The following is a 21,434-nucleotide window of genomic DNA, read 5'->3' on the forward strand; positions in this document are numbered from 1 at the left end:
TTCGCCGCGTCCTACGTCGGCCTGCGCTGGACCGGCGACCGTGACGGCGCCGGCATCCGCCTCGCGGACGGCGACTGGCAGCAGACCGGCACCGGCTGCGCCACCGTGGACGACGGCGGTACGGCCCTGGTCGCGGCCGACGAGGCCACCAGCTACGAGGTGAAGACACCGGCAGGCGCGACGGACGTACACACGGTCGCGATCGACTGCACCCGCGGCCCCGACCGCACCTTCCACGTGCCCTCCGAGGCGACCCGCGTCCGTGGCGTCCGCTACCTCTCGCGCCCGGCCTGGGGCGCCGACGAGTCGAAGCGCTACAAGGACGGCAAGGTCAACACGCCTGAGGCGTACTACCCGTTGCAGTCGATCACGGTCCACCACACGGACACTCCGAACGCCGACCCTGACCCGGCCGCGACCGTCCGCGGGATCTACGAGTACCACGCGGTCACCCTCGACTGGGGCGACATCGGCTACCACTTCCTCATCGACGAGGCGGGCGTTGTCTACGAGGGCCGCTACTCCGGCGACGACCTGATCCCCGCCTTCGACAAGGACGGCAACCTGGTCACCGCCTTCCACACGGCGGGCTTCAACTCCGGCAACCTCGGCATCGCCCTCATCGGCAACCTGGTGTCCCAGGCCCCGACGGAAGCGGCGAAGGCCTCGTTGATCCGCCTGATCAAGGTCATCACCCGCTTCAAGGGCCTCGACCCCCAGGCGAAGATCACCTACACCAACCCGGTGAACGGCGTGAAGAAGGACAACGAGACGATCAGCGGCCACCGGGACTGGCTCCAGACGGACTGCCCCGGCCAGACGATGTACGACCTGCTGAGCGACGTACGGGCAGCGGCGGCCCGCTGAACTGCGCGGGGGCGTCACGCGGCATGAGAGCGACGGGAGTTGGCCCCGACGACCAACACCCGCAGCCGCTCAATACACTCCCATCGTGAACAACATACGGTGCACCCAATGCGGTGCGGTGGGGCTGGAGCCGGGCTTCGTCGAGGACTCCGGACAAGGCGCCCGCGGGTTCGCGCGGTGGATAGCGGGCCCCCTTCAGCGAGGCCCGCTCGGCAATGCCAAGAGGATGGGCCGACCGCACTGGCAGATCGACGCCTATCGCTGCCCCACCTGCGCACACCTGGAACTGTTCGCCGCCCAGCAGGACTAGGGCCTGTCCACGGCGATCTGCTGGGCGAGCAGCAGCGCCAAGGGGCCGCCCTGGAGCAGGAAACGTCCCTGGGCGGCAGCCTGGATCGCATCGTCCATCGGCCACCACATCAGCTTGAAGTCCGCTTCACTCGGCATGAGTTGCTGCGGTCCCAAGGTGAGGCCTTCGGCCAGGAACAGGTGGATGCGGGCGGTGGAGTTCAGGGTGATGGCGTACGAGCCGAGGGGGCGCCAGGTTTCGGCGGCGACTCCGGCTTCCTCGTGCAGCTCGCGTCGCGCGCACTCCTCCGGTGTCTCGTCACCTTCCCGGCGTCCCCCGGGCAGGAACACGTACTCGCCGCCGTGCTCGGGGAATTCGGCGGTCAGAACGGCGACCATGCCGTCCTCGTCCCGGGCCACGATGACGGAGGCGTCGCGCATCGCCCTCCGCTGGGATGAGTCGCTCATGGCCCGGGAGCGTAGCTTCTACGGGGCGAGCACAGCGGCGAACGGCACGTTCAGCACGGTGGGGTGAGCGATGCCACGGCCGTGGTAGCCATCCTCGCCGAAGGCGTCGCCGTGGTCGGCGCACATGATGATCAGCCACCTTTTCTCGCTGGTGAGTCTCTCGACCAGGCGACCGAGGTGTTCGTCCGCGTACGCGAGCGCGGCGGCCTGAGAGCGCCAGGAGTCGCCGCTCTCGCCGGTGTAGTGGCCGTGAGGGACGTGGGTGGCGGAGACGTTGACGAACAGGAACAGCGGACGGTCGGCGTACTGCTCGGCGACGGTCAGAGCGTGGTCGACCTGGTGGCGTGTGGAGTCGGGCTCCGGGGAGCGGAACTCCGGCCGCCAGTGGTCCTCGTGGAACATGTCGGGCAGCACCGACCCGAGCGGTGTCTCCCGCGAGAAGTACGTCACGCCACCGATGCACACGGTGCGATAGCCGTGCCGGGCGAGACCGGTGAGGAGATTCGGCGCCTCGAAGACGAACGTGCCCGTATCGACGGTCTTGAAGGCGGGCGGACGGCACTCCCACAGCCTGGGCGGCTGTACAGGCTGGGGCAACTTGGGCAGGAAGCCGGAGAAGAAGGCGATGTGCGCGGGGAGGGTGAAGGTGCCGGGGGTGCGGCGTTCCTCCCACTGGCCGCCCGGCAGGATCCTCGCCAGTCGCGGTGTCCGACCGGCGTGCAGGGCGGCGCGGGCGACGTCGTAGCGCAGGGAATCGAGGGTGACGAACAGGATGCTGGTCTCGCTGCGGATGACCTCGGCCGCGTCGATCACAGTGCCTCCACCAGATCGCGGCGCTCGGTGATGCTGCCCCTGGCCTGGTCGTTGACCGGGATGGGAATGCGGTCGGAGGCGATCATCTCCCGCACTTTGGCCAGGCCGGTGCCTTCGGCGACCGACTGGCCGTCCGCGTCGTAGAGGCGGATGGTGACGGTCTGCCGCCCGCCGTCGTCGGTCGTGGACAGCCACGCTCCGGGGACGGAGCCGAGTGCCTTCATCGCGTGCAGGAGCTGGGCTTCGTCGGCCGTGCCGAGGCTGGCCACCTGGCAGCCGAAGTGCTGGGCGTTGATGGCCCCGCGGCAGAACCGCTGGTGGAACTCGGCCGTGATGGGGTGCCCGTCGTGTGCCACGGCCAGCTGCCGGGCCCGGCTCACCACGACGAAGCAGGCGGCGACCCACCAGGCCACGCCCTCGTGGATATCGTCCGGAAATGCGCCGGTGACACGGCCGTCGCGGATGACGGTTTCGGCGTCGATGGGGTCAGGCACGCCTGTCCTCCAGGTGCTTGATGATCAGCTCGGTGAGGTCGTCCGGGCTGTGGCCGTCGGTGGGGAGCGTGATGGCGCTGGGGTCCTCGTCGGCCACTGCCCGGAAGTTCTCGCGGAGCCGGGCAAGGCGGCCGGGGACGCTGAACAGGTCGGTGTCGTCCTGCTTCACGTCCGTCTTGGTCCCCATCCGCTCCTTCAGCGAGAGATCGGAGCCGATGAGGTAGAAGGTGGCGTCCGGCGCCACGAGGTACGGCCGGAACGGGGCGATCAGCTCCTTCACCTGGTCCAGGCCGACGCCGTTGACGGCGGCGTGGCAGGCCGCGACCGAGGAGGCGTACCGGTCTGCGACCACCGCCCCCGTGCCTAGGTGCTGTCGTATGGCATCGGAGGCGTGCAGGAGACCGGAGAGGTAGAAGGCGAACTGCGGCAACGGCCGGATCTCCCGGTTGGCCATGTCGGACCAGCCGGTGTGAGGATCGGTGAGGGTGTGGACCTCCGCGGCGCCGAGCCGCTTGGCCAGCAGGCGGCTCAGCGTCGACTTGCCGACCCCTGAGACTCCTTCCAGAACCACGAAAGGCCCCTGGCGTCCTTCGTCCGTCCTGGGTGTGTACGGATCGCGCAGGGGGTTCACAGAGTGCCCTCGGTGAAGGCGGAGACGTGTCGGGCCACGGCTGAGGAGACTTGCTCCGGCTGGTCCAGCAGCGACCGGATGTCCATGCGCAGGTCTTCGCGTAAAAGGCAGGGCTGGACTCCGCCGGCATGGTCCAGACGCAGGGCCCAGAAGCCCTCCACGCACTTGGCCTTCACTGGGCAGGTGCCGCACTGGCCGACATGGTGGCGGCCCAGTTCACGGTGGATGATGTCGATCTCGATGCCGTCGATGCGGAAGATCCGCCGTCCCTGACCGACGCCGGAGACCTCTACTTCCTCCTCGCTGGTCAGTGTCCGCAGGTGGTTGATGAGGCCCTGGGCGCCTATGGCCGAGGACTTCCGGCCGGTGTTGAAGTCGGTGTCGACCAGCTCGATGAACTGCACTGGCAGCCTGCGGTCGAGGGCGAAGGCGAGGATGTCGCGCAGTTCGTGTTCGTTCTCGCGCTGGATGAGCGTGTTCAGCTCCACCCGCTCGAACATCTCGCGGGCGGCCTCGATGCCGTCCAGGACGGCCGCGACGCTGTAGCGGGTCTGGGCGATGGCCCGGAACGACTCGTCGGAGAAGTAGTGCAGGGAGACCTTCACCTTGTCCAGGCCGGTCGTGGCGAGCCAGTCCTGATGCGTGCGTACCAGCAGCCCGTTCGTGACCAGTGTGTAGGACACGTCCGGACCGCGAACGGGGAGCTGGGTGAGGACCGGTTGCGCCAGCTTCGATGCCAGCGGTTCGCCGCCGGTGAAGTACACCCGCCTCAATCCGGCGCCGATCAGCTCGCGCAGGACGTTCACGTAGTCGTCGGCGGTCAGTTTGCGGGCGCGGGGCTTGGCGTCCCGGTGCAGGTGCATGAAGGGCGGCGGGACGTCGCCCTCGTTGTGGCAGAACCAGCACTTCACGTTGCAGATGGGCGTCAGCGAGACCCTGAGCTGTCCGCGCAGTGCGGCGAAGTTCCGCAGCGCCGTCCAGTCTAAGTCGGCGATCGGGAGTGGAACGGTCATGACCTGGTACTCCTTCCGAAGCGTGCACTTGTGGTTCGGTGACTGCCCGTCCGGCATGGTGAGCGGGCTGGCGTGGGGAGGCGGTCCCCCTTCACGCGGGCGGAGCTTGGAACGGCGGGCACGCGGGCTCTCGGGTCACCGCGAACCGCCGGGAACTACAGGGCCACGGCGAGCAGCACGCCGCCGAGGACGAGCACGACGAGTACCAGGGCGACGGCCTCAACCCGGGGCGACCCGCCACGGTGCACGGGCCAGGGGGCCTGAAGGCCGCTCAACGCAGGCCCCCGCAGGTTGGGTTGCAGGCCCACAGGCGGTAGGGCCTTCTGTGGTGGCGACATCGCTCAGGACGCGGCCGGTGATCCGCAAGCGGGTGTTGCACAGGACGCAGTCCATGGCCATCTTGACGGGGCCGGAGGCTGGTCACGTCGAGCAGAGTGGGCATACTGCCGTGCGGGGCGGCGGCCGTTGACTGATAGCCGGTCACGGGGATGCCTCTGCGGTCAGGTGGGCCCACACCCGTTTCCCGCCGTGCACCACCTCGGCTCCCCAATCGTCGGCGACTGCTTCGACCAGTTGCAGACCGCGCCCGCGCTCCTCGTCACCCTTCGGCGTCTCGGCAGTGGGCCGTACGCGGGAGGTGTCGGTGACGGTGATCCGCACCGAGTGCAGGCCGGTCCTGGTGACCGAGGCGCCGACCGTGGTGACGTCGGTGTGATCCACGGCGTTGGTGACCAACTCGCTGACGACTAGTCCGGCCACATCCACCAGACAGGACAGACCCCAGGTCTCCAGAGCGAGGGCGACGTCATGGCGCGCGCGGGGAACGGACTCTTCCTTTGCCGGATAGCGCTCGTGGTAACGCTGCGGTCCTACTGGTGCCGCAGTCAGGGTCATCGTCGCCAGTGCCTTCCGCCGAACCCCGGGGCGCGGCGGAGCCGAATCATGAAGGTGCGAGGGGGCATGCCCCATTTCTTTTCGTTGGTGCGGGTCAGCTGCGGGAAGCCGTAGTGGCTCTCGGTGAGGGGGACCACGCGGACATGCCTCCACAACGGAGTGAGCGGACGGAACGATCTGAGCCTGACGCATCCTCAGTCCGCCGGGAATGAACGGCCGTTGCACCCTTGTGGCACTTCCGCGGCCCCTCGCCCGCCGTCCGTGCTTCCATGGCGACAGGAGGGAGGCGCCCCAAGGTGAGCGTGAGTCGATGGACCGGCCGCGAGGCCGGCTTGCTGCGGCAGGCGCTGCGCATGAGCGTGCGCACCTATGCGGCGCACCTCGGCGTCGGCATCCGCACCGTCTCCAAGTGGGAGAAGTTCGGCACGGCTACCTGTCCCTGGCCCGACACACAGGCCATCCTCGACACAGCCCTCACCCGCGCCGATGCAGCCGCCCGGGCCCGCTTCGAGCAACTTCTCGCCCCGAGCCCGCTGGGCCGACGGCCGAGCGGAACACCGTCCTTCACGAACGCGGACCACGAGACCTGGGCGGAGGATCTGGAGCGGATCGTGGTGTGTCTCGATCGTCAGGACTTCGCCTTCGCCGCCACCCTGCTGGAACGCAGACTCGGTCGGACCCAGCCCAGCGATCTCGACGATCGGGGCCTGTACCTGTACGGGCGCTCGTTGGTCCTGTCCGGCGACCTGCGGCGCCTTCAGGGCACCTTTCAGGACCTGATGACCGCCAAACGGCTCTACTCAGACGCACACGACGTGTTCACCGAACTCGGCATCCCCCGGCGAGCCGCGCAGGTCGAACTCTCCCTCACCGTGATCACCGAAATGGCCGGACGCCTCACCGCCGCGGCCACCCGCTACCAGCAACTCGCCGATGACGAGAGGCTCGTCTCGGCCGACCGCGCCCGAGCCATGCTGTGGATCGGCACCTCCCTGTCCAAGGATGGCCACAACGAGTTAGCCATCCACATCATGGGCCAGGCGGCCAAGTGGTTCGAGGAACTGGACGAACCGGAGGACTGGGCAACCGCGCAGCAGAAGCTCGCGCTGGCCCACCGCGGTGTCGGCGATCTCACCCGGGCCCTGGCCTACATCGATGCCGCCCGCAGCAACGGCCGCTTCGAGACTCCGCTCCAGCGCGTCCAGATCGAAACCGCGCACGCCCACATCCTGCTCACCGACCCGGTCACCCGCAGCGGGGGCACGCCGTGCTCGACAGGGCCTCGGACATCGCCACCCGATACGGACTGAAACACCAACTGCGCAGCATCAAGACCGTTCGCACCAGCGAGGAGTACACGTGACCGACCGTCAGGAGGCCACGATCAGTGACGCGGACCGGGCGGACGCCCGCGCGCTCTGGGATTTCCACCAGATGGGTCACGAACTGCGGCCCTGCTCCGCCGCGATCGCCCTCGGCAGCCTCGATCTCGGTGTGGCCGGCGCCGCCGCCGACCTGTACCACGCCGGTATGTTCCCGGTCGTGGCCTTCACCGGTGACACCAGCGGCGCCACCAAGGAGCGGTTTCCACGGGGCGAGGCCGTCCACTACCGCGAGCACGCGCTCTCCCTCGGAGTGCCGGACGAGGCGATCCTTCTGGAGCCGAAGGCCACCAACACCGGCCAGAACATCGGCTTCTCCCGCGAGGTGCTGGAGAACGCGGGTATCGCGGTGACCACCGTGCTGCTGATCTCCATGCCCTACATGCAGCGCCGCGCCTACGCGACATGCCGCAAGCTGTGGCCCGAGGTTGAGCCGGTCTGCGTCTCCCAGCCGCTGTCGTTCGACGAGTACGTCACGACCCACGCCGACGAGAAGCAGCTCATCGACATGCTCATGGGCGACATGGAGAGGGTGATGGAGTACCCCAAGCGTGGTTTCGCCATCGAGCAGCACGTTCCGGAAAGGGTCCGCGATGCCTTCGACCGTCTCCGCGTCCGCGGCTACGACAGCTGGCTCCTGCCTGCCTGACAGCGCCGCGCGCCCGAGTACGCGGCCGGTGGGCTCGTGCGCGATCCATCAACCCAACCTGCTGCCCCGTCTTTCCACTCTGGCCAAGCTCTACACAGCCAATGTCTGGGTGGTCCTCGACGACGTCCAGTTCGTCCGCCGTGACTACCAACACCGCGCTCGCCTCGCCGCACTCGACGACCCACAACGGCAGCAGTGGCTGTCTGTCGAAACCCATCTCCCGCACGGCCGCGCAACGTTGATCCGCGATGCCCGACTGGCCGACCCGCGGCGCAGTGCCCGCCGCCTCGGTCAACTGCCCGCGCAGCACTATCACGCCAGCCCCCACTGGCAGTTGCTGCATGCCTCACTCGAACCCGCCGTCCGTTCCCTTGCCGAGGGCGTCGGCACAGCGGCCGTCGCCGAAGCCACCACCCGCGCCCTGCTGAACCTCCTGGGCTGGCGCGGCACCATCGTGCGCAGCAGCGACCTCGCCGCTTCCTCGGACCGCTCGGTACGTCTGGCCGACCTCACCACCGCCGTCGGCGCCGACATCTATCTCTGTGGCACCGGCGGTCTGCGCTACCTCGACCACCGCCCCTTCGCGGAGCGACAGCTCAAGGTCCACGCCTTCCGCCCGCCCACGGCCGCCGAGGACCTGTGGACCGGCGCAGCGAGGATCACCGCCCTCTGGGCACTCGCCGCATACGGACCTTCCCGCGTGAGGGCCGCGTTCGAGGGCCTGCGCACAGCCTGACCACCGCCTACGGATCTTCAGCGTGCCACTTCGGCGGCATTCGCCGCACGGGCGTGACCAGCCACGACGGCGCGGCGGACGAACGACGGCACCTTGCTGACCTGCACGGATCGTCAGCCTCTCACCGCGCATTACCCTGGGAGGCTGACCGTCCCCCCTGTCAGGAGAGAAATGGCCGTCAACCTGGTCAATGTCGAGAACGTCAGCAAGGTGTACGGCACCCGTGCCCTGCTCGACGGTGTCTCGCTCGGTGTCTCCGAAGGGGACCGGATCGGGGTCGTGGGCCGCAACGGAGACGGCAAGACCACCCTGATCCGGATGCTCGCCAAGCTGGAGGAGTCCGACACCGGCCGCGTCACCCACTCCGGCGGACTCCGCCTCGGCGTCCTCACCCAGCACGACTCCCTCGACCCGGAGGCGACCGTCCGCCACGAGGTCATCCGGGACATGGCCGACCACGAGTGGGCGGGCAACGCCAAGATCCGCGACGTACTCACCGGACTCTTCGGCGGCCTGGACATGCCGGGCTTCCCGCAGGGACTCGACACCGTCATCGGCCCGCTCTCCGGCGGCGAGCGCCGCCGTATCGCGCTCGCCAAGCTGCTCATCGAGGACCAGGACCTGGTCGTCCTCGACGAGCCCACGAACCACCTCGACGTCGAGGGCATCGCGTGGCTCGCTCAGCACCTGCGCGAGCGCCGTTCCGCGCTCGTCTGCGTGACCCACGACCGCTGGTTCCTGGACCAGGTCTGCACGCAGATGTGGGACGTGCAGAAGGGCGACGTCTTCGAGTACGAGGGCGGCTACACCGACTACGTCTTCGCCCGCGCCGAGCGCGAGCGCATCGCCGCCACCGAGGAGACCAAGCGGCAGAACCTGGTCCGCAAGGAGCTGGCCTGGCTGCGCCGCGGCGCCCCCGCCCGTACGTCCAAGCCGCGCTTCCGCGTTGAGGCCGCCAACGAACTGATCGCGGACGTGCCGCCGCCGCGCGACACCAGCGAGCTGATGAAGTTCGCCTCCTCACGCCTTGGCCGGACCGTGTTCGACCTGGAGGACGTGACCGTCCAGGCCGGACCCAAAGTCCTTCTGAAGCACATCACTTGGCACCTCGGCCCGGGCGACCGCGTCGGTCTGGTCGGTGTCAACGGCGCCGGCAAGACCTCCCTGCTGCGCGCCCTCGCCGACGCCGCCCGCAGCGACGGCGAGACCCAGCCCGCGGCCGGCAAGGTCGTCGTAGGAAAGACCGTGAAGCTCGCCTACCTCTCCCAGGAGGTGGCCGAACTCAAGCCCACGCTGCGGGTGTTGGAGGCCGTGCAGCAGGTGCGGGAGCGCGTCGATCTCGGCAAGGGGCGGGAGATGACCGCTGGGCAGTTGTGCGAGACGTTCGGGTTCAACAAGGAGAAGCAGTGGACGCCGGTCGGGGATCTGTCGGGTGGTGAGCGGCGAAGGCTGCAGTTGCTCCGTCTCCTCATGGACGAGCCGAACGTCCTCTTCCTCGACGAGCCCACCAACGACCTCGACATCGAGACGCTGACCCAGCTGGAGGACGTCCTCGACGGCTGGCCCGGTTCGATGATCGTGATCTCCCACGACCGGTTCTTCGTCGAGCGCACCACCGACAAGGTGTACGCCCTCCTCGGTGACGCGACGCTGCGGATGCTGCCGCGCGGTATCGACGAGTACCTGGAGCGGCGCCACCGTATGGAGGAAGTGGCTGCCGCTGCCGTCCCCGTCGTCGAGAAGGCCGCACCCGCCGTGAGCGCCGCCGACCAGCGGGCCGCGAAGAAGGAACTCCAGAAGATCGAGCGGCAGTTGGACAAGGTCTCCGAGAAGGAGACCAAGCTGCACGCCCAGATCGCCGACAACGCCACGGACTTTGCGAAGGTGGCCGAACTGGACGCGCAGCTGCGGGACTTGGGCGGCGAGCGCGACGAGCTGGAGATGCGGTGGCTGGAACTCGCCGAGGACGCGTGAAGGGTGCGTGAAGGCGCATAACGGGGTCATCACGGGCCGGTCCTCCCTTGGGTACAGGGGTGAACCGGCCCGTTGTTCGTGGACAGCTCAGTGATACAAAGGGCCGTCTGAGACCTGTTTGAATGCGCCTCCGGGTCCTTCGTGTGCTTCGGGGCGTGGCTAAAAATCAGTGAACGAGGGGGAGCCGCTGATGACTCAGCCGCCCGAACAGCCGCCGTCCGGCGGTTACGGAGCGCCGCCGAACCAACCGCCACAGCCACCGTCCGGCGGCTTCGGCGCTCCCGTTCCACCGGCACCCGGCTACGGCTACCCGCAACAACCGCAGCCGCAACCCGGTCAGTACGGCCAGCAGCCGCAGCCGGGCCAGTACGGCGGGCAGCCGGGCCCGTACACCCAACAGCCGGGCCCCTACGGTCAGCCGCAGCAGCCCGGCCCCTACGGTCAGCAGCCCCCCTACGGCGGCTACGGCTACCCGCCGCCCCCGCCACCGCAGTTCACCCCGCCCCAGCCCCCCTCCGGCCGCGGCCCCTTCAAGGGCAGGCCCGCCCTCCTGATCGCGGCGGCGGTCGCCGGTCTGCTGGTCGTCGGCGGCACGGTGTGGGCGGTCACCGGTGGCAGCGACGACAAGAAGCCGGTGGCGGAGAAGAGCGACAGCCCCACGGCCTCCGGCACGAGCACCGCCGACGACCCGGCCAACCCCGGTGACGGCAGCGGTGACGGCGGCAAGGACCCCGAGAACCTCAACGAGGGCCGCAAGTCCGGCGAGGCGAAGGTGCTCTGGTACAAGGAGGCGCCGGACGCGCCCGGTTCCGGCGCCGACGCCCCCGGCATGTGGATCACCGGCAAGACGGCGGTGAAGGCCGCGTACAAGGAAGTCGTCGCCTACAACGTGGGCAACGGCAACCCGACTTGGGCCACGATCACCTTCCCGCAGAAGATCTGCGCGGTCACCCCGCAGAAGTCGGCCGACGACAAGATCGTGGTGGCGTACGAGAGCGGTGTCAGCGACAACGCCAAGTGCAACCACCTCCAGCAGCTCGACCTGAACACCGGGGCGAAGGGCTGGGCCACGACCGTCGCGGACGGCGACCTGTTCGACAGCGCGCTCAGCGTCGGGCTGACCATCACCGGCAAGACCCTGATGGTGGGCCGCTCGCAGTCGGGCGTGGCCTACGACCTCGCCACCGGCAAGCAGCTGTACGAGAAGAAGAAGTACGGCGCGGCCTGCTTCCCGTCCGCGTTCGCGGGCGGCAGCAAGCTGCTCGTGGTCTCGTCCTGCGGGGCGGGCTCCTCCACCGAGCACGACGAGGTGCAGGAACTCGACCCGGCGACCGGCAAGGCCAGGTGGACCAAGTCGATCCCCAAGGGCTGGACGGTGTCCCATGTGTACTCCGTGGACCCGGTCGTCCTCTACATGACCGACTCGGACAACAAGCACTGGAACATCTCGACGCTGAAGAGCGACGGCTCCGTCCGCTCGCAGGTCGACTCCAAGGCCGTCTTCGCGCCCTCCTGCGGTCTGACGATCCTCGACCGGAACCTCCAGGGCTGCCAGGGAGTCGCGGTCGACGCGAACACCCTCTACCTCCCGACCGACGCGACGACCGGCGCCAACCAGATCGTCGCGATCGACCTCGCCACCGGCAAGGAGAAGTGGCGCGTCAAGTCCCCCGCGGACGAGTCGATGCAGCCGGTCCAGGCCGAGGGCGGCAAGCTCATCGCCTATGTGGAGGCCGCCTACGACGCGGGCGGCCAGGTCGTGTCCGTCCCGACGACCGGCTCCTCGCACACCACGACGAAGCTGCTGCAGCTGCCGGCGGGCACCGCGCGGATCGAGTCGAGCTTCTTCTCCCGGGACGTCGACTACGTCGACGGGCGCTTCTACATCTCGACGACCCGGCTGAACGGCAATGACGACACGAAGGAGAAGTTGATGCTCGCCTACGGCAAGTGAGACCCCGACCTCTTCCTGTCTCCGCTTCGTCCCCGAGGTACTCGTCATGACCCAGCCGCCCCCGCCCCCGCCGAACCAGCCCCCACAGCAGGGCGGCTTCGGCCCACCCCAGGACCAGCCCCCGCAGCAGCCACCGCCCCCACCGGGCTACGGCTACCCGCAGGCGCCGCCTCCGCCCCCGCCCCAGCAGCCCGGCTACGGCTACCCCGGGCAGCAGCCCAACCCGTACGCGCAGCCCCCGCAGCAGCCGTACGGCCAGCAGCCCAACCCCTATGGCCAGCAGCCCGGTTACGGCTACCCGGGGCAGGGCCAGCCTGGTCAGCCGACCATGCCGTTGCACCCGCAGCCGGGTCAACCGGGCGGCGGCGGACGGAAGTTCGGGGCGTCGGCAGTGATCATCACGGCCGCGGTGGTGGCGATCGCGCTGATCGTCGGCGGCGGGATCTGGTACTCGTCCTCGTCCGGCAAGGACGACAAGGCCGACGACAAGAAGACCACCGCCGATTCAACTCCCTCCGACAACAAGGGCGGTACCACCTCGGGCGGCAAGGAGAAGGTGCCCGCCGACACCGCCTCCAAGGTCCTCTTCCAGGTTCCGATGCCCAAGGTCACCGACACCATGCAGACCACCGGCTCCTGGCTCACCGACAAGGTGTATGCCAAGAGCGGGGCCGCCGAGGTCGACGGCTACAACCGCGACACCGGCGCCAAGCAGTGGACGATCAAACTCCCCGGCCCGGTCTGCCAGGCCACGAAGAACACCACCACCGACGGCAGAACGGCGATCATCTACGAGCCCGCCATGCCGACCAAGGACAAGCCCTCGCACGGCTGCAGCCAGATCGCGGCGATCGACCTCGACGCGGGCACCAAGCTGTGGACGAAGACCGCCAACTCCGGTGACCAGCCGATCAGTTTCGAGAACGTCACCGTCAGTGCCAACACGGTCGCCGTCGGCAGCACCGACGGCGGCGCCGCCTTCGACATCGCCACCGGCAAGGTCCTGTGGAGCCCGAAGGTCGCCGACTGCTACGACGCCGGCTACGGCGGCGGCGCCAAGCTGGTCGCGGTGCGCAGGTGCGGCACGTACGACTCGCCCACCCTCCACATCCAGACCATCGACCCGGTCTCCGGGAAGGTGCTCTCGGACTACAAGGTGGCCCAGGGCATCGAGTACGCGAGCATCGTGTCGACCGACCCGCTGGTCGTCGCGGCCGACGTCGGCGACAGCGCGGGCGACGGCAGCGGCATCTCCGACTTCTTCTCCATCGACAACAAGACCGGCGCGCTGCGCACCCACATCGCGGCGCCGGGCAAGCAGTACGCGGGCCGCTGCGACGGCATCACCCGTGTCGAGTACTGCACCGAACTCGCCGTAGGGAACGACCGGTTGTACGTGCCGACCGAGGAACACGACGGCTCCGGCGACTCCTACAGCAAGACCAACGAGATCGTCGCCTTCGACCTCGCCACCGGCAAGCAGACCGGCCAGCGCGCCGACGCGGGCGACGGCTACACCATCACCCCGCTGCGCATGGACGGCAGCAACCTGCTCGCCTACAAGTACCCGCCCTACGACAAGGGCGGCCAGATCGTCAGCATCGACGGCAACTCCTTCAAGGAGACGACGCTGCTGGAGAACCCGAGCACCGAGACGGTACGGGACACGGAGACCAGTTTCCTGCCGGACTACGCGGAGATCCTCTACTCGGAGGGGCACCTGTACATGTCGGCGGTCTACGCGGACAAGCCCTCGTCGTCCTCCACCGACGACAAGGACCTGGCGATCGCCTTCGGCACCACAGGCTGAACCAGTCCGTCCCGCACCACCCCCATCACCCGTGAATGCCCCGGAATGCGAAAAAGTCCGTCGATCCGGGGCACTTCTCACCAGTAGGGGCAGCGCAACGTCGAACAAGCGTGTAGCTTCCGGGGGCATGAAGGACGGGGGTGCTGGGGGCCCTCTGTTCTTGGGGACCGGTGGGCATCCATAGTGGGCATCCATTGGGGGGACTGGGGGGTTGCTCGATGGGAGTGCGGCTGATGGTGGTCGACGACCACCGATTGCTCGCAGAGGCGCTGGCCTCGGCACTGAAGCTGCGGGGACACCGGGTGCTGGCCGCGGCAGCACCGGCGGCGGGCGCGGCGGAGTTGGTGATCACCCGCGCCCCCGAGGTGTGCCTGCTGGGCACGGCGACACCGGCCGAGCCGGGCATCTTCGACCCGGTGGTGAAGATCAAGCGGGAGCGCCCGCAGGTCGCGGTGCTGGTACTGGGCCCGGTACCGAGCCCGCGCGGCATCGCGGCCGCCTTCGCGGCGGGCGCCTCGGGCTACGTCCGGCACGACGAGCGCATAGAGGGCGTGGAGCGCGCGATCATGAAGGCGAGGGCGGGCGAGGCAGCCGTAGCCCCACAACTCCTGCAAGGCGCCTTCAGCGAGTTGCTCAACCCGGCGGCCCAGCCCGACGACGAGGGCCAACGGCTCTTGCAGATGCTGACGCCGAGGGAGGTCGAGGTCCTGGTCAGGGTGGCGGACGGCGAGGACACCCGCCTCATCGCGGCCGGCATGGGCATAGCCCCGTCGACGGCCCGCACGCATGTGCAGAGGGTGCTGATGAAACTGGGAGTGGGGTCGAGGCTGGAGGCGGCGGCGCTGGCGGCCCGCACAGGACTGCTGGACAGGGCGGGCCCACTGACCAATGCGGCGGGTCCGGAGGCGTAATGGATCAGCGGTGGGTGCGGGAGGAGTCCCGCATCGCGTGGGAGGCCATGAGCCGGAAGGAACACGCGGCCGTCCTACGGGCCGTCCGCAAGGGCAGACCGACACAGGACCCTGCCACGGCACTGCTGGCGCTGCACTGGGCGTGGGTCGTGATCGGCCCGCCCGGTGCCCGCAGGCGCTACCGCTGGTGGGACGCCCTCCTTGATGTCAGACCCCGGGCTTTCCTCACCGACATCTACGACGGCACCCCGCCGAACGATGTCCGCACATACGTCCGCCGCGACGCCCGGAGGGTCGAGGCGGTGTGTCTGCCGTTGCTGGAGTCCGTCGGCGTGGACAGGGGTCAGCCGTGACGATCGGCACGGCCGGCGCGTATGCCGTGGAGGAGGGCGGCGAGGGCCGTGGGGGTGGTGGTGAGGAAGGTGGCGGGGGTGTCGCTTTCGCGGAGGTGGAAGGCGGTGGGGGTGGTGGCGAGTTCGAGGCAGGCGTTGCCGTCGCCGCCGCCGGAGAAGGACGACTTCTGCCAGTTGGCCGGGGGTGTCATGGTGCGCCTCACAGTTCCTTCGTCAGCCTGTGGATGAAGTCACGCGAGCGTTCGGGGTCGAGTGACACACCCTCCACTCTACGGAAAAGCGTTCGAAAGTTGCTGAGTTGCGCCTCGGAGTCGACGAAGGCAGAACCGTGGGGTGCGTCCCGCACGACCGTGTCCAGCTTGGGCATAGTGCCACCCGCGTACACCATGGCGCTTCCGGCATCGATGAATCCATCCAGGTCGAACGGGATGACACGTACGGTCACGTGGTCCGCTTCCGAGAGTTCCAGGATGCGGGTGAGCTGAGCGCGTGACGCGGGACGGTCGCCGACCCGGATGCGCAGGGCCCCCTCGTGCACTACGGCTTCGTACGGAGTCGGTTGGGCACCCTCGATGATGCGGTGTCGCTTCATCCGGTGTTCGGCCCGCAGTTCGAGGTCTCTCGGGGGAAGCGCGGGCACTCTGTGCGAGAAGACTGCGCGAGCGTAGTCCTTTGTCTGGAGCAGGCCGGGGACATGGAGGAAATCCACGTCCCAGCGGTAGGTGGCGTGGTGCTCCAGCTCGGACAGGTCCAGGAAGGACGTGGGCAGCAGCCCCCGGTACTCCTCCCACCAACCGCGTGTCCGATCCGTGGCCATGGCGATCAGCGCATCGATCAACTCCTCGTCCTCGCAGGAGTAATTAGCGGCGAGGCTGCGTACGCGTTCCTCGCTCACTCCTGCGGTTCCGGACTCCATCTCGGTGATGAGGACGGCGACCCTGATCGCGTCCGACGGCTGGGACGTCGACCTGTTGTTGTGGACGGACGCCGCCGAGTGCGGCCCCTGCCACCCGGGCAACGACTCGCACTGACGGAGTGGTCCGTCGGGCCCCGGCCGACTCCGGCAGGTGCCCGACGTACGAGGGGGTGAGAATCTCCGGAATCGGCACGGTGCCGGACACCGCTCGCCAAGAATGTCCGGGTGACGACCACCTCCTCGGACCTCTGGCACCACTACGGCCGCGGCCGCGCCGAGCGTGACCGTGCGGTCCCCGATGCCTTCCACTGGAACTGGAGCCACGACGGCGGGCCCGGCGCGGAAGTGCTGGGTGATCTGTCCGGACTCGTCGTCGGTGACCTCGGCGCCGGGAGTGCACGGCACGCCGCTCACCTCGCCGTCCATCACCGGCCCGCCCGGATCGACGCCGTCGACGCCTCACCGGCGCAGTACGAGATGGCGCTCGACCTGTTCGGCCACCTCGCGCCGCGCCTGCGCATCGTGCCGTCCGACGCCGTGTTGCAGCTGCGGGCGAAGGTCGGCGCGTACGACGTGTTGTACAGCGTCTTCGGCGCCCTCGACTTCACCGACCCTCGTGAACTGTTGCCGGCGGCTGCCGCTGCTCTCAAGCCGGGCGGACGGCTGGTGTTCTCCACCCTGGCGCACTACCTGAGCGGCGCCCCCGCGCAGGCGGACGTCGTGGCCGCCGCCGTCCCGGCGAAGACGCCGGCGGGGGAAGCCGCCAGGATGCGCCGGTGGGTGCTCCAGGAGCAGGTCTGGGTGAAGGTCTTGGACGAGGCCGGGTTCACCGAAACGGTCGTTGAGACGTTGCCGTCGACCGCCGAAGGACCACGCACCGCCGACACGTTGCTGGTCACCGCAGTGCGTTAGCCCCGGGGGAGATCGCCGTGGTTCGAGTCGGATGAGCTGCGGGACCTCATGTACGGCACTACTCAACACGGCCGGCACGGTTGCCTTAAGGGGCGCGGGGCTGTGACATTCGCGGCTCCGCCACGTGGGCGCGACCAGCCACAGCCCACCCGCCCCCGGCAGCCGCCCTAAGCCCCCTCTTCCTCCTCCGCGACCTCCGCCAGTTCCACCGGAGGTACCGGCCGCAGCTTCAGCCACCCCAGGAAGAAGATCCCGAGCAGCAGCATCGCGATCCCGGTCCAGAGGTTGATGTTGACGCCCTCGGACTTGTCCAGCGACGAGTCCGACGGATTGATCCCCGCGATCGTGACGATCACGCCGTAGACGACGAACAACCCACCGATGATCAGCCGCAGATCGAACAGGCGGGACGCCGTCGTGGACTTGCCTTCCAGCTCGCTGACCTCGCGCTGGAGGTCGTGCTCTGAGTGTCCGGAGTGACCTGATTGTTCAGACATGGTTTCTCAATCCTCCGCGACTAGAACGAGAACGGGATGTAGCAGAGGGCGGCCAGGATCACCGCGCCCCAGCCGAGCAGGGCCGGCCGGCGGTACCACGCGTCGTCGCCCGCGGCGGGCGCCTCGGTCATGCCGGGGGACGTCGTGCCGTAGACCAGGCCCTGGAGCTGTTCGGCCGACTTGGGGCGGGTGAAGAGGGACACGGCGAACATGACCACCGCGCCGGCGACGAACCCGGCGATCGCGGAGACGAAGTTGGCGCCCTGGTCGGAGGGGATGGAGATGATCCCCTGCTTGTAGATCCAGAAGTAGTTGACCATCGCGGTGACCGTGCCCGCGAGCAGCCCCCAGAAGCCGGACTTCGGGGTGGCCTTCTTCCAGAACATGCCGACGATGAAGACGACGAACATCGGTACGTTGAAGAAGGAGAACAGCGTCTGGAGGTAGCTCATGATGTTCGAGAAGGACGAGGCCAGGAAGGCTGTGCCCACTGACGCCGCTACGCCGATCACCGTGATCAGGCGGCCGAAGCGGACGTAGTACGAGTCTTCGCGGTCCTTCACGACGTACTTCGCCCAGATGTCGTTCGTGAAGACCGTGTTGAAGGACGACACGTTGGCCGCCATACCGGCCATGAACGCCGCCAGCAGTCCGGTCACCGCGATGCCGAGGACGCCGTTGGGCAGCAGCTGTTCCATCAGGTACGGGATTGCGTCGTTGTACTGGAGGTCGGAGCCGCTGGTGCCGATCTTCGGGACGAGCGCGGCGGCGACCAGGCCCGGGATCATCACCAGGAAGACGATGAAGACCTTGGGGTACGCGGCGATGAGCGGGGTGCGCTGGGCGGCGGACAGGTTCTTCGCGGACAGCGCGCGCTGCACCTCGGCGAAGTTGGTCGTCCAGTAGCCGAAGGACAGCACGAAGCCGAGGCCGAGCACGATGGTCAGCCAGTTCGCGCCGAGCGGGTTGACGCTGCCGATGCCGGTGCCGCCCCACGCGGTGGTGAAGTTGTGGCCGTGGGCCGCGTCCAGCTTGTGGGTCAGCCCGTCCCAGCCGCCGACCTTCTTCAGGCCGAGGTAGGAGATCGGGATGAGGGCGGCGAGGATCACGAAGAATTGGAGTACTTCGTTGTAGATCGCCGACGACAGCCCGCCGAGGGTGATGTACGCGAGCACGAAGGCGCCGGCGACCACGATCGCCACCCACTGCGGCCAGCCCAGCAGCGCCTCGACGACGATCGCGAGGGCGTACAGGTTCACACCGGCGATCAGGATGGCGGCGAAGGCGAACAGGAACGAACTCAGCAGGTGTGCCCACTTGTCGAAGCGCAGCAGCAGGAACTCGGGGACCGAGCGCACCTTCGAGCCGTAGTAGAAGGGCATCATCACCAGGCCGAGGAAGACCATGGCCGGGATGGCGCCGATCCAGTACCAGTGGACGGTGTAGGCGCCGTACTGCGCGCTGTTGGCGGCCATGCCCAGGATCTCGGTGGCGGCCAGGTTGGCCGAGATGAAGGCGAGACCGGTGATCCACGCGGGCAGGGAACGCCCGGAGAGGAAGAAGTCGAGGCTCGTCTTCACCGATCTGCGGGCGGCCAGACCGATGCCGAGGACGACCACGAAGTAGATCGCCAGGATCGTGTAGTCGAGCCCGTTGGTGGGGAGCCGGAGCTCGGCGGCGAGGGAGGTGGGGGGCTGCAGAGTCTGCATCAAGCGCTCACCTTGTTTGTGTTCTTCGTTTGGTGTTCTTTGTTTGATTTTGATGGTGACGGCTGGGGGGATCGGTGGTTTGATGTGTTTGGTTCTGTGTGAAGCGTGGACGTACGTACGGATGGAGTCCCGGCGTGAAGAAGACCTCGACCCGGTTGGCCGACGGTCGTGAGCTCATCTACTACGACCTGCGCGACGACACCGTGCGCGACGCGGTGGACCGCCGCCCGCTGGAGCGCACGGTCACCACTTCGGAGGTACGGCGGGACGTGCTCCTCGGCGACGCGGTGGCGATCGCCTCGCACCGCCAGGGCCGCATCTACCACCCGCCGGTCGACCAGTGCCCGCTCTGCCCGACGACCGGCGACCGGCTGAGCGAGATCCCGGACTCCTCGTACGACGTCGTCGTGTTCGAGAACCGTTTCCCCTCGCTCGCCGGCGACTCCGGCCGCTGCGAGGTGGTCTGCTTCACCTCCGACCACGACGCGTCCTTCGCCTCGCTGACCGAGGAGCAGGCGGCCCTCGTCCTCGACGCGTGGACGGACCGGACGTCGGAGCTGTCGCATCTTCCCTCCGTCGAGCAGGTCTTCTGCTTCGAGAACCGCGGCGAAGAGATCGGTGTGACCCTCGGTCATCCCCACGGCCAGATCTACGCCTACCCGTTCACCACCCCGCGCACCGCCCTGATGCTGCGTTCACTCGCGACTCATAAGGAGGCGACCGGCGGGGAGAACCTCTTCGACGCCGTCCTGGAGCGTGAACTCGCCGGTGAGCGGGTCGTCCTTGAGGGTGAACACTGGGTCGCCTTCGTGCCGTACGCGGCGCACTGGCCCTACGAGGTCCACCTGTATCCCAAGCGCCGCGTGCCCGATCTGCTCGGTCTGGACGAGGCGGCCCGCACAGAGTTCCCCAAGGTCTATCTGGAACTCTTGAGGCGCTTCGACCGGATCTTCGGTGAGGGCGAGCCTCCGACGCCGTACATCTCCGCCTGGCACCAGGCGCCGTTCGGCACCCTGGAGGAGTTCGAGGGTGTGAGCAGGGACGACTTCGCGCTCCACCTTGAGCTTTTCACCATTCGCCGCACTTCCGGCAAGCTGAAGTTTCTCGCGGGTTCCGAGTCCGGCATGAGCGTGTTCATCAACGACGTGCCGCCGGAGCGCGCGGCCGAGCGACTGCGAGAGGTAGCGAGTTGATGAGCGGTAAGTACCTGGTGACGGGCGGGGCGGGTTACGTGGGCAGCGTGGTCGCCCAGCACCTGCTGGAGGCGGGCCACGAGGTCACCGTCCTGGACAACCTCTCGACGGGTTTCCGTGAAGGGGTGCCGGCGGGTGCGTCGTTCATCGAGGGCGACATCCGCGACGCCGCCAAGTGGCTGGACTCGACGTACGACGCCGTCCTCCATTTCGCCGCGTTCTCCCAGGTCGGAGAGTCCGTCGTCAAGCCCGAGAAGTACTGGGAGAACAACGTCGGCGGCTCGATGGCCCTCCTCGCCGCGATGCGCGAGGCAGGCGTCCGCAAGCTCGTCTTCTCCTCCACGGCGGCCACGTACGGCGAGCCGGAGGAGGTCCCGATCGTCGAGACCGCCCGCACCTCCCCGACCAACCCCTACGGCGCGTCGAAGCTGTCGGTCGACTTCATGATCACGAGCGAGGCGGCGGCCCACGGGCTGGGAGCCGTATCCCTCCGCTACTTCAACGTGGCGGGCGCGTACGGCAGTTGCGGCGAGCGGCACAGCCCCGAGTCGCACCTCATCCCGCTCGTGCTCCAGGTCGCGCAGGGCAAGCGGGACGCGATCTCCGTCTACGGCGACGACTACCCGACGCCGGACGGCACCTGCGTCCGTGACTACATCCACGTGGCGGACCTGGCCGACGCACACCTGCTGGCGCTGAAGGCGGCCACTCCCGGCGAGCACCTGATCTGCAACCTGGGCAACGGCGAGGGCTTCTCGGTCCGCCAGGTCGTCGAGACGGTCCGTCAGGTCACCGGGCACCCGATCCCCGAGGTCGTCGCCCCGCGCCGCGGCGGCGACCCGGCGACCCTGGTCGCCTCGGCGACCCGCGCCAAGGAGCGCCTCGGCTGGAACCCGACCCGCGCGGATCTCGCGGGCATCGTCGCGGACGCGTGGGCGTTCGCGCAGAACGTATCGAAGGGTTAGGAGAC

At 68.4% G+C, this 21,434-nt stretch carries 23 protein-coding genes; 13 read left to right on the forward strand and 10 right to left on the reverse strand.

Features of this window, described 5'->3' with window-relative positions:
- Both R6V09_RS02905 and R6V09_RS02910 read left to right on the forward strand, forming a co-directional pair.
- Positions 1–867, forward strand: an 867-nt coding sequence (locus tag R6V09_RS02905) for a peptidoglycan recognition family protein (protein WP_317879737.1), incomplete at its 5' end; no start/stop codon positions are given.
- A gap of 118 nt (positions 868–985) precedes the next feature.
- On the forward strand, positions 986–1,177 hold the full coding sequence (locus R6V09_RS02910) for a hypothetical protein (RefSeq protein WP_382692849.1): 192 nt from the start codon (positions 986–988) through the stop codon (positions 1,175–1,177).
- Here R6V09_RS02910 and R6V09_RS02915 read toward each other — a convergent pair.
- The 6 genes from R6V09_RS02915 to R6V09_RS02940 form a co-directional block, all read right to left on the reverse strand.
- Entirely contained in the window at positions 1,174–1,623 is a 450-nt protein-coding gene (locus R6V09_RS02915) for an NUDIX hydrolase (protein ID WP_317879739.1), read from the reverse strand. The genes R6V09_RS02910 and R6V09_RS02915 overlap by 4 nt on opposite strands.
- 18 nt (positions 1,624–1,641) lie before the next feature.
- Positions 1,642–2,436 (reverse strand): STM4013/SEN3800 family hydrolase, encoded by a 795-nt coding sequence (locus R6V09_RS02920; protein WP_317879740.1) that lies wholly within the window; start codon positions 2,434–2,436, stop codon positions 1,642–1,644.
- On the reverse strand, positions 2,433–2,930 hold the full coding sequence (locus R6V09_RS02925; RefSeq protein ID WP_317879741.1) for a hypothetical protein: 498 nt from the start codon (positions 2,928–2,930) through the stop codon (positions 2,433–2,435). Before R6V09_RS02925 ends, R6V09_RS02920 begins: the two co-directional genes overlap by 4 nt.
- Positions 2,923–3,501, reverse strand: coding sequence for a dTMP kinase (locus tag R6V09_RS02930; RefSeq protein ID WP_317879742.1), 579 nt, complete (start codon positions 3,499–3,501; stop codon positions 2,923–2,925). The genes R6V09_RS02925 and R6V09_RS02930 overlap by 8 nt, the downstream gene beginning before the upstream one ends.
- Positions 3,502–3,557: 56 nt before the next feature.
- A complete protein-coding gene (locus tag R6V09_RS02935) occupies positions 3,558–4,574 on the reverse strand; it encodes a radical SAM protein (RefSeq protein ID WP_317879743.1) in 1,017 nt (338 codons plus the stop codon).
- 480 nt (positions 4,575–5,054) lie between these two features.
- On the reverse strand, positions 5,055–5,468 hold the full coding sequence (locus tag R6V09_RS02940) for an ATP-binding protein (protein ID WP_317879744.1): 414 nt from the start codon (positions 5,466–5,468) through the stop codon (positions 5,055–5,057).
- Positions 5,469–5,764: 296 nt separating this feature from the next.
- Between R6V09_RS02940 and R6V09_RS02945 the strand changes: the two genes are divergently transcribed.
- The 8 genes from R6V09_RS02945 (at position 5,765) to R6V09_RS02980 (ending at position 15,237) form a co-directional block, all read left to right on the forward strand.
- Entirely contained in the window at positions 5,765–6,778 is a 1,014-nt protein-coding gene (locus R6V09_RS02945) for a helix-turn-helix domain-containing protein (RefSeq protein ID WP_317879745.1), read from the forward strand.
- A gap of 49 nt (positions 6,779–6,827) precedes the next feature.
- The gene (locus R6V09_RS02950; RefSeq protein WP_317879746.1) at positions 6,828–7,499 is read left to right on the forward strand and encodes a YdcF family protein; all 672 of its coding nucleotides are present in this window, start codon (positions 6,828–6,830) and stop codon (positions 7,497–7,499) included.
- 28 nt (positions 7,500–7,527) lie between these two features.
- Complete coding sequence (locus tag R6V09_RS02955; protein ID WP_317879747.1) at positions 7,528–8,235, forward strand: WbqC family protein; 708 nt, start codon at positions 7,528–7,530, stop codon at positions 8,233–8,235.
- A gap of 171 nt (positions 8,236–8,406) precedes the next feature.
- On the forward strand, positions 8,407–10,209 hold the full coding sequence (locus tag R6V09_RS02960) for an ABC-F family ATP-binding cassette domain-containing protein (RefSeq protein WP_317879748.1): 1,803 nt from the start codon (positions 8,407–8,409) through the stop codon (positions 10,207–10,209).
- Between the two features lie 190 nt (positions 10,210–10,399).
- Positions 10,400–12,163 carry an outer membrane protein assembly factor BamB family protein gene (locus tag R6V09_RS02965; RefSeq protein ID WP_317879749.1) on the forward strand — a complete coding sequence of 588 codons (1,764 nt, stop codon included), beginning with the start codon at positions 10,400–10,402 and terminating at the stop codon, positions 12,161–12,163.
- Positions 12,164–12,209: 46 nt separating this feature from the next.
- Complete coding sequence (locus R6V09_RS02970; protein ID WP_317879750.1) at positions 12,210–13,973, forward strand: outer membrane protein assembly factor BamB family protein; 1,764 nt, start codon at positions 12,210–12,212, stop codon at positions 13,971–13,973.
- Between the two features lie 233 nt (positions 13,974–14,206).
- Positions 14,207–14,884, forward strand: coding sequence for a helix-turn-helix transcriptional regulator (locus tag R6V09_RS02975; RefSeq protein WP_317879751.1), 678 nt, complete (start codon positions 14,207–14,209; stop codon positions 14,882–14,884).
- Entirely contained in the window at positions 14,884–15,237 is a 354-nt protein-coding gene (locus R6V09_RS02980; protein ID WP_317879752.1) for a hypothetical protein, read from the forward strand. The genes R6V09_RS02975 and R6V09_RS02980 overlap by 1 nt, the downstream gene beginning before the upstream one ends.
- Here the strand turns inward: R6V09_RS02980 and R6V09_RS02985 are convergent.
- Positions 15,228–15,428, reverse strand: coding sequence for a DUF397 domain-containing protein (locus tag R6V09_RS02985; RefSeq protein WP_317879753.1), 201 nt, complete (start codon positions 15,426–15,428; stop codon positions 15,228–15,230). The genes R6V09_RS02980 and R6V09_RS02985 overlap by 10 nt on opposite strands.
- Positions 15,429–15,436: 8 nt before the next feature.
- Positions 15,437–16,153: a DUF5753 domain-containing protein gene (locus tag R6V09_RS02990; protein ID WP_317879754.1), complete on the reverse strand. Its 717-nt coding sequence runs from the start codon at positions 16,151–16,153 to the stop codon at positions 15,437–15,439.
- A gap of 225 nt (positions 16,154–16,378) precedes the next feature.
- Between R6V09_RS02990 and R6V09_RS02995 the strand changes: the two genes are divergently transcribed.
- The gene (locus R6V09_RS02995; RefSeq protein WP_317879755.1) at positions 16,379–17,065 is read left to right on the forward strand and encodes a class I SAM-dependent methyltransferase; all 687 of its coding nucleotides are present in this window, start codon (positions 16,379–16,381) and stop codon (positions 17,063–17,065) included.
- A 167-nt stretch (positions 17,066–17,232) separates the two neighbouring features.
- On the opposite strand, the gene R6V09_RS03000 is transcribed toward R6V09_RS02995, so the two are convergent.
- Both R6V09_RS03000 and R6V09_RS03005 read right to left on the reverse strand, forming a co-directional pair.
- On the reverse strand, positions 17,233–17,562 hold the full coding sequence (locus R6V09_RS03000) for a hypothetical protein (protein ID WP_317879756.1): 330 nt from the start codon (positions 17,560–17,562) through the stop codon (positions 17,233–17,235).
- 20 nt (positions 17,563–17,582) lie between these two features.
- Positions 17,583–19,271 carry a sodium:solute symporter family protein gene (locus R6V09_RS03005; protein ID WP_317879757.1) on the reverse strand — a complete coding sequence of 563 codons (1,689 nt, stop codon included), beginning with the start codon at positions 19,269–19,271 and terminating at the stop codon, positions 17,583–17,585.
- A gap of 134 nt (positions 19,272–19,405) precedes the next feature.
- On the opposite strand from R6V09_RS03005, the gene galT reads away from it, so the two are divergent.
- On the forward strand, positions 19,406–20,464 hold the full coding sequence (gene galT / locus R6V09_RS03010) for a galactose-1-phosphate uridylyltransferase (RefSeq protein ID WP_317879758.1): 1,059 nt from the start codon (positions 19,406–19,408) through the stop codon (positions 20,462–20,464).
- Entirely contained in the window at positions 20,464–21,429 is a 966-nt protein-coding gene (galE, locus tag R6V09_RS03015) for a UDP-glucose 4-epimerase GalE (RefSeq protein ID WP_317879759.1), read from the forward strand. Before galT ends, galE begins: the two co-directional genes overlap by 1 nt.
- The last annotated feature ends 5 nt before the right edge of the window (positions 21,430–21,434 follow it).

Source organism: Streptomyces sp. W16, from assembly GCF_033194735.1.
GTDB lineage: Bacteria > Actinomycetota > Actinomycetes > Streptomycetales > Streptomycetaceae > Streptomyces.